At 62.9% G+C, this 6,849-nt stretch carries 5 protein-coding genes, 1 tRNA gene and 2 pseudogenes; all 8 read left to right on the top strand.

What is annotated here, in order from left to right; translation table 11 throughout:
- Window positions 1-69: 69 nt before the first annotated feature.
- Window positions 70-555: pseudogene (locus tag OJJ21_RS11290) on the top strand (aminotransferase class III-fold pyridoxal phosphate-dependent enzyme); the annotation flags it as partial.
- A gap of 6 nt (window positions 556-561) precedes the next feature.
- Window positions 562-637 (top strand) — tRNA-Cys (locus OJJ21_RS11285).
- Between the two features lie 124 nt (window positions 638-761).
- Window positions 762-1,916: an MFS transporter gene (locus OJJ21_RS11280; RefSeq protein ID WP_297686230.1), complete on the top strand. Its 1,155-nt coding sequence runs from the start codon at window positions 762-764 to the stop codon at window positions 1,914-1,916.
- Window positions 1,917-2,876, top strand: a complete 960-nt coding sequence (locus OJJ21_RS11275) for a LysR family transcriptional regulator (protein ID WP_297686228.1) — start codon at window positions 1,917-1,919, stop codon at window positions 2,874-2,876. It abuts the gene before it with no gap.
- A gap of 169 nt (window positions 2,877-3,045) precedes the next feature.
- Window positions 3,046-5,037, top strand: coding sequence for a conjugal transfer protein TraG (locus tag OJJ21_RS11270; protein ID WP_297686226.1), 1,992 nt, complete (start codon window positions 3,046-3,048; stop codon window positions 5,035-5,037).
- 10 nt (window positions 5,038-5,047) lie between these two features.
- Window positions 5,048-5,509, top strand: coding sequence for a CopG family transcriptional regulator (locus OJJ21_RS11265; protein ID WP_066696490.1), 462 nt, complete (start codon window positions 5,048-5,050; stop codon window positions 5,507-5,509).
- A gap of 145 nt (window positions 5,510-5,654) precedes the next feature.
- A pseudogene (gene trbB, locus OJJ21_RS11260) lies at window positions 5,655-6,639 on the top strand (P-type conjugative transfer ATPase TrbB).
- A partial coding sequence (locus tag OJJ21_RS11255) for a TrbC/VirB2 family protein (protein ID WP_297686223.1) occupies window positions 6,636-6,849 on the top strand: 214 nt, incomplete at its 3' end. The pseudogene trbB and the gene OJJ21_RS11255, both read left to right, overlap by 4 nt.

The following is a 6,849-nucleotide window of genomic DNA, read 5'->3' as shown; positions in this document are numbered from 1 at the left end:
GAACGGATGGCCGAACTAGCTTAAGATGGTGTCCACGGAACCGGCAGCAGGCCATCCAGTGTTGTCCCCGACATCATGAGTCTAGCCAAGGGGCTCGGCGGCGGCTTCCCGATCGGCGCGTGCCTCGCCACTCGCAACGCGGCGTTCGGCATGACGCCTGGCGCGCATGGTTCGACCTTCGGGGGCAATCCGCTTGCCGGGGCCGTCGCCAACGCGGTGCTCGACATCGTGATGGATGACCCGCTGCTCGCGGAAATCCGGCACAAGGGTGCTTTGCTACGCGAGCTGCTGCAGGACGTAGCCGGACGCTATCCCGACTTCATCGTCGAGGTGCGCGGGCGTGGCCTGATGCTCGGAATCAAAACCACGCTCCCGTCGCAGGAAATCGTTGAAGCGCTGCGCGCGCGGGCGAAGGTGCTGACGATTGCCGCTGGCGACAACGTGACCCGCGTGCTGCCGCCGCTGATCGTCACCGATGAGGAAATTCGCCTGTTCGCCGAACGCTGCAACGAGGTTTTCCCCTCTCTCTCAAAGCGCGCGGCAGAAGAGACATGAGAATGCGGCCCCGTGGCGGAGTGGTTACGCAAAGGACTGCAAATCCTTGCAGCGCTGGTTCGAATCCAGCGCGGGGCCTCCACCTAATCAAAGAAACTGGAGGCGGTGCAGCAAAGTCCCGCAACTCAGAACAAGCGGGAACCTTTGAAATGCCTCCAAACCGCGATGACGCGCAATCAGGTGGCGGGCTTTCGAGAACGGCCACATTGACCTTTGCTGCCGCGGCCGGTCTTAGCGTCGCCAATACCTACTACGCTCAGCCGCTGCTTGATGCGATTGCGCAGGATTTCGGCATTGCGCCGGCGACCGTGGGTCTCGTCGTGACGCTAACCCAGATTGGCTATGGGCTGGGGTTGATCTTCATTGTTCCCCTCGGCGATCTTGTCGACCGTCGCAAACTGATACTCGGCCAGGGCATATTATCGGTGATCGCCCTGGTTTCGATCGCCATGGCGAGATCGGAGGCAATCCTATTCGCTAGTCTGGCCGCAATGGGCCTGATGGCGGTCGTGATCCAGATTCTCATCGCGTTCGCCGCGACGCTGGCCTCACCGCAAGAGCGCGGAAGGACCGTTGGGCTCGTGACGAGCGGTATCGTGATCGGGATCCTCGGTGCGCGCTCCATCGCCGGGCTGCTCGCGGACCTCGGCGGTTGGCGGATGGTCTATCTCATCTCGGCCGTCCTCACGCTCGTCATGGTCGGCCTTTTGCTGCGTGTTCTGCCACGGCAATCCTCGCCGACCGGAACTGACAACTACCTCGCCGTGCTACGATCCACTCCAACCCTGTTTCTGCATGACCGGATATTGCTTGTCCGTGGCGTTCTCGCGCTGCTTATTTTCGCGGCTTTCAGCACCTTCTGGACTGCGCTCGTGCTGCCGCTCAGTGCCGCACCCTTTTCCTATTCTCATACACAAATTGGTCTGTTCAGTCTCGTCGGCCTGACTGGAGCGATTGCGGCGACCGGCGCTGGCAGGCTCGCCGATCGCGGTCTTGGACAATGGACCACGGGCCTCTCACTCATCTTCTTGCTGGTGTCATGGGCATTGATCGCACTTCTGCCGGTGTCGCTTCCGGCGCTTCTTGTCGGCGTCATACTTCTCGACCTCGCCGTGCAGGCAGTCCACGTCACGAACCAGAGCATAATATTCGAGCGTCACCCCGAGGCGCGCAGCCGTCTCGTCGGCGGCTATATGGTCTTCTACTCGCTTGGCAGCGGCGTTGGCGCGATCACCTCCACCATGGTGTTCGCACACTCAGGCTGGCTCGGCGTATCGGCTTTAGGGGCGACGTTCAGTCTTTTCGCTCTTCTTGTGTGGTTCGGCACCCGCCGACTGTCGACCAGCGAGAGGGGGCGATGAATGCGCAGGCGGCGGCTGAAAGATACTTCCCTGCATCAATCGCCCCAACTGTTCAGCGGGCGTATCCCGATGGCATCTCTTATCCAGACGCTGGCTGTCGCAGAACACCTAAACTTCCACCATGCCGCCCAGGCGCTCGGCATTAGCCAATCAAGTGTCAGCGCCCGTATTCGGGCGCTGGAAGAAGAACTTGGTATTCCGCTATTCGAGCGCAACACGCGCGGCGTTCGGCTGACCGAAGCTGGCCGGCATTTTGTCGAGCGCGTCACAACCGGCGTCGACCATCTCGACCTTGCTATAAAAACCGCCAGCCTGGCCGCGTCGGGAGATTGCGGCAGTCTGCGCATGGGTATTCATGGCCTCATCCCCGGCAGCTTTCTCGACCATCTGGTGACGCGATACCGAGCGGACCATCCCGCCATCGGCGTTGAAATGGTCGAAGGATCGGCGCGCGACGCGATCATACAGTTGCGCGCCCACCGGCTCGACGTTGCATTTCTGGTCGGCAGGTTCGATCTGCCCGATTGCCATTCTCGTCCCATCTGGACCGAACCGCTGGTCGCGGCGCTACCGGCAAACCATCGGTTCGCTGAAGAACCCTGCGTCACATGGCCCGATCTCGCGAGTGAGACTTTCCTTGTCCGCCATGGTGGAACGGGACCGCAGGTCCATGACCATATCGTGTTGCGTCTTGCCGGACGCTGGCCACAGCCGGTCATCCAGCGTTTCGAGGTGGAACGCGGTACGCTGTTGTCCATGGTCGCGCAGGGTTTTGGCATCACGCTTCTTGGAGCCGCGAGCCAACTATCTCCCACGGCAGGGGTTGCCTTTCTGTCGATCGACGACGAGCCGGAACCTGTCGTGTTTTCGGCCGTATGGTCGCCGCAGAACCGTAGCGCTGCACTCCGCAACCTGCTCGCCCTGGCAGACGAAATGGGCCGCTCGACTCAACCCAATTGAATTCTTGCTGTCGTTCCAAACCGCGCGACGAACACACCGGCTGAAGCCCGATCCATCCGATTTGCCGCCGATCGTATCCGGCAGCCCTCCGGCCTCGTCTTACCTGTTGCCACTCCCAAAAACGCCCATTCTCTGATCGGCTCCGACATTTTTGCCGATTGGAGCCTGTATGCGTGGTGGCCGAATTCTCTGGGGTCAGATCACCGTTGTCCTGACCATCGTGTTCGTCATGACCTGGGCGGCGACACAATGGACAGCATGGCGGCTCGGCTTTCAGGCGCAACTCGGAACCCCATGGTTCGAGATGGTGGGCTGGCCGGTCTATTATCCCCCGGCCTTCTTCTGGTGGTGGTTTTCCTTCGACGCCTACGCACCCGCGATCTTTACCGAGGGCGGCATTATCGCGGTGTCTGGCGGCTTCCTCGCCATCGCCGTCGCCATCACCATGTCGATCATGCGGGCGCGCGAGATCGGAAACGTCGCGACCTATGGCTCGGCACGATGGGCTGAGGACAGGGAAATCCGCTCGGCCGGCCTGCTCGGTCCCGATGGTGTCGTGCTCGGGCGCTACAACCAAGATTATCTGCGCCATGACGGGCCGGAGCATGTCCTGTGTTTCGCGCCGACGCGATCCGGCAAAGGCGTTGGCCTCGTCGTGCCGACGCTGCTGACCTGGCCGGGAAGCTGCATCGTCCACGATATCAAGGGCGAGAACTGGACGCTGACAGCCGGCTTCCGCGCCGAGCATGGCCGCGTGCTGCTGTTCGATCCGACCAACGCGAAGTCGTCAGCCTACAATCCCTTGCTGGAGGTGCGGCAGGGCGAATGGGAAGTCCGCGACGTGCAGAATATCGCGGATATTCTGGTCGATCCGGAAGGCAGTCTCGATAAGCGCAACCATTGGGAAAAGACCAGCCACAGCCTGCTGGTCGGCGCGATCCTGCATGTCCTCTACGCCGAGAAGGACAAGACGCTGGCCGGCGTCGCCAACTTCCTGTCCGATCCGCGCCGCCCGGTGGAAGCCACCTTGCGCGCGATGATGGACACGCCGCACCTGGGCGAAGCCGGCGTTCATCCCGTCATCGCATCGTCCGCCCGCGAGCTACTGAACAAATCCGACAATGAGCGGTCGGGCGTGCTCTCGACTGCCATGAGCTTTCTCGGCCTCTACCGCGATCCGGTCGTGGCTCGCGTCACGGCACGGTGCGACTGGCGGATTGCCGATCTCGTCGGAGGCAAGAAGGCGGTCAGCCTCTACCTTGTCGTTCCGCCGTCTGACATCAATCGCACCAAGCCGCTGATCCGCCTGATCCTCAACCAGATCGGTCGCAGGCTCACCGAGGAGCTGACGACTTCTGGCAAACGCCATCGGCTGCTCTTGATGCTGGACGAGTTTCCAGCGCTCGGCCGTCTCGATTTCTTCGAGTCCGCTCTGGCCTTCATGGCGGGCTACGGCATCAAGGGCTTCCTGATCGCGCAGAGCCTCAATCAGATCGAACGCGCCTACGGCCAGAACAACTCGATCCTCGACAATTGCCATGTCCGGGTGAGTTTCGCGGCGAATGACGAGAGGACTGCCAAGCGGGTCAGCGACGCGCTCGGCACGGCGACGGAGATGCGCGATTCCACCAACTATGCCGGCCACCGGCTCTCGCCATGGCTCGGCCATCTGATGGTCTCGCGGCAGGAGACGGCGCGGCCGCTGCTGACCCCCGGCGAGATCATGCAGCTCCCGCCTACCGACGAAATCGTCATGGTGGCCGGAACACCGCCGATCCGCGCCAACAAGGCCCGGTATTTCGAGGATCGGCGGTTGCAGGAGCGTATCCTGACCCCGCCTGACCTGGTCGCCTTGGCGTCTGCCGCAAACCCTTCCGCATCGGACGATTGGTCCGCCCGCGTTGTCGCAGCGGCTGGCGGAGCATCGGTGACCAACCCTGGAAATGCAGATGGCGACCCGGCCAATGCCGGCATCCGCCGCGAGCCGGAATTGCCCGAGCATGAGGAAATCATCACGCCGTGCCCGCCGTCAGCACAGGAGTTCGACCTACTGGACGACGAACCGGACGTGGACGCCGCCAAGGCCAACGCCATGCGCGCCCGAATGCGCGGAATCTCGCGGCAGGCGTCACTAGACCCCGGCGACGGCATCGAACTTTGAGGAACTCGCCATGACGACCCGCACCCGCATGAATGTCTATTTCGATCCAGCCTTGCTCAAACAGATCGAAGCCCTGTCGCTGCGCCGCAAGGTCTCGAAATCCGCCATCGTCGAGGCGGCTGTCGCCTCCTTCCTGTCGGGCGATACGAGCGAGAAACTGGAAGCAGCCATGTCGCGCCGCCTCGACAAGCTCGGCCGCCAGATCGACGGGCTAGACGAAGATCTCGCCGTGCTCGGCGAGGCCGTCTCGCTGTTTGTCCAATTCTGGCTCCTGGTCACGCCGCCGGTGCCGGACGGCGCGCAAGCATCCGCCAAGGCAAAAGGTGCGGAGCGGTTCAAAGGCTTCATGCAGACGCTCGGCCGTCGATTGGCCACCGGAGACAGGTTCTTGAAAGAGCTGTCACGCGATGTCGAGTCGGTTCCTGCGGAGCCTTCGACAGATCAGTTCGAGGCGAATAGTGATCCAGCTTGAATATTCAATCCGACCTATTCGCCGCCGAGGGCCGCCGATCCCCGCACGCACTTAGATACTTGTTGAACCGGCCTGATTTGCGGCTCTTTTAATCGACCCCAATCCGGGGACTGTCTGTTGCGCCTCGTGAACAAACGGGGCCGATATGACTGCCAACCACCAAAAACCAGAAGTCATTGCACGCGGTGCGCGGATGCTGCGCACCGCGCTCGGCCCCGCCATCGCCCGCTTTCTGGAAGAACCGGCCGTTGTCGAGGTGATGTTGAACCCGGATGGCCGTATCTGGGTGGACCGTCTCTCCGAAGGTCTGGCCGATACCGGCGAGATGATGTCGCCCGCAGATGGCGAACGCATCGTGCGCCTGGTCGCACATCATGTCGGCGCGGAAGTCCACGCCCGAAGCCCTCGCGTCTCGGCTGAACTGCCCGAGACCGGCGAACGCTTCGAGGGGCTGTTGCCTCCTGTGGTCACAGCCCCGGCCTTCGCCATCCGCAAGCCCGCCGTCGCCGTCTTCACCCTCGACGATTATGTGGCTGCCGGCATCATGTCCGGTGATCAGGCGGAAGCGTTGCGTGCGGCTGTCACGTCCCGCGCCAATATCCTCGTCGCCGGCGGCACCTCGACCGGCAAGACCACGCTAACCAATGCGCTGCTGGCCGAAGTGGCAAAGGGCACCGATCGCGTCGTCATCATCGAAGACACGCGCGAACTGCAATGCACCGCCCCGAACCTTGTCTCCATGCGAACCAAGGACGGCGTCGCCACGCTCTCCGATCTCGTCCGGTCCTCACTGCGCCTGCGGCCCGACCGCATCCCGATTGGCGAGGTACGCGGCGCTGAAGCGCTCGACCTTCTCAAAGCCTGGGGCACCGGACACCCCGGCGGCATCGGCACGATCCACGCCGGCACCGGCATCGGCGCGCTGCGCCGTCTCGAACAGCTAATTCAGGAAGCCGTCGTCACCGTCCCGCGCGCGTTGATCGCCGAGACCATCGACCTCGTTGCCGTCCTCTCCGGCCGCGGTTCCGCGCGCCGGCTCGTCGAACTCGCCCGCGTCGAAGGGGCTCGGTGCCGACGGCGACTACCGCATCACCCAAGCCATCCCCACCAGCACAGGAGAATCCGCATGATCCGCACCACTATCCGCGTGCGTCGCACGATCGCGACCGCCGCCGCCTTCACCTACGTCAATCTCGTTCTCGTTCCGGCCGCCCATGCGTCCGGTTCGTCCATGCCGTGGGAAGCGCCACTCCAGAAAATCCTCCAGTCGATCGAGGGACCAGTGGCCAAGATCGTCGCCGTCATCATCATCATCGCGACCGGCCTGGCGCTCGCCTTCG

Origin of the sequence: Ferrovibrio sp., assembly GCF_025869515.1 — a bacterium.
In the GTDB taxonomy this organism is placed as follows: domain Bacteria; phylum Pseudomonadota; class Alphaproteobacteria; order Ferrovibrionales; family Ferrovibrionaceae; genus Ferrovibrio.
Note: the sequence above shows the minus strand (reverse complement) of the source record. Positions and strands in the feature narration are given on the sequence as shown.